The organism is Kaistella sp. (genome assembly GCF_032060305.1).
Lineage (GTDB): Bacteria > Bacteroidota > Bacteroidia > Flavobacteriales > Weeksellaceae > Kaistella > Kaistella yananensis.
Genome location: NZ_DAMBHK010000152.1, coordinates 1 through 1,635, shown reverse-complemented (window position 1 = coordinate 1,635; position 1,635 = coordinate 1). Strand labels below are relative to the sequence as shown.

1 protein-coding gene is annotated in these 1,635 nt (G+C 41.3%); it reads left to right on the top strand.

From position 1 onward, the window contains the following. A partial coding sequence (locus V5N63_RS11860; protein WP_332034109.1) for a methylmalonyl-CoA mutase family protein occupies positions 1-1,635 on the top strand: 1,635 nt, incomplete at both ends.

The window sequence follows — 1,635 nt, the reverse complement described above, 5'->3', positions numbered from 1 at the left end:
AATTCGCATGAATTCGATTAATGATTCGCGCGTTTATATGCGTTCTATGGCAACTCGGGAGAACAACGTTTCCGTGTCGCCGCACATTCATTCTGCTTTAAATATTTTAAAAATCGCAAAACCCGATGTCATCGTTCTCGAAACTTCCGGAATTGGGCAATCTGGTTCAGAAATTACCGATATTGCTGATGTTTCGATGTATGTTATGACCCCGGAATACGGTGCTTCAACCCAATTGGAGAAAATCGACATGCTTGATTATGCAGATTTGGTTGCGTTAAATAAATCCGACAAACGCGGAGCTTTGGACGCACTTCAAGCGGTGAAAAAGCAGTTTCAGAGAAATCATCTGCTGTTCGAGAAGCCTTTGGAAGAAATGCCTGTATATTCTACAAAAGCCAGCCAATTCAACGATTGGGGAACTACGGAACTTTTTAATGAACTGATTAAAAAAGTAAATGAAAAGTTTGAGGGGCTTAATTTAAGCGGCTATGTAGAGCAAAATGTGTCCGATGACACCACCATTATTCCTCCAAAAAGAGTGCGTTATCTCTCTGAAATTGTAGAAACCAACAGAAATTACGATAAAGAGGTAGAAAATCAGGTGCTTATTGCCAGGAAAATGTACCTCCTTGATGGTTCCAGGGTGCTTATTGAGGACGATCAGCATACGCGTGACAAACTGGAAAAGGTTTTCCTGAAAACAAAAAAAGAGCTTACTGAAGAAAATGCTGCTTTTCTGCACGGCTGGCATCATTTCAAAGAAGAACTGCAGGCGGATACTTATTCGTACTTCGTTCGCGGTAAAGAAATTAAGGTGCAAACAAAATCAGAATCGCTTTCAGGACTTAAGATTCCGAAAATTGCTTTGCCGAAATTCCAGGATTGGGGCGATTTAATTCGTTGGAAAGGTCAGGAAAATGTTCCTGGAGCATTTCCTTTCACCGCCGGAATTTATCCGTTCAAAAGAACCGGTGAAGATCCGACCCGAATGTTTGCCGGAGAAGGCGGTCCCGAAAGAACCAACCGAAGATTTCATTACGTTTCCGCGGAAATGGATGCCAAAAGACTTTCTACCGCGTTCGATTCGGTGACGCTTTACGGTCAGGATCCTGCCTTTCCACCAGATATTTATGGAAAAATCGGAAATGCCGGAGTTTCGATTGCCACTTTGGATGATGCGAAAAAACTCTATTCAGGTTTCGATTTGGTGAATGCAATGACTTCTGTTTCGATGACGATTAATGGGCCGGCGCCAATGTTGCTCGCATTTTTCATGAATGCAGCCATCGATCAGAACGTTGAAAAATACATCGAAGAAAATAATCTTTGGGATAAAGTTGAAGCGAGATTAAAGCAAAAATTTGATGACAAAGGATTACAAAGACCAACATACAGCGGCGAACTTCCGCCTTCCAATAATGGTTTAGGTTTAAAATTATTAGGACTTACCGGCGACGAGATTTTAGATGCGGAAACGTATGCGAAAATTAAAGCAGAAACTATCGCAACAGTTCGTGGAACAGTTCAGGCAGATATTTTGAAGGAAGATCAGGCGCAAAATACTTGTATCTTCTCTACTGAATTTGCCTTGAGATTGATGGGTGACGTTCAGGAATATTTCATTAAAGAAAA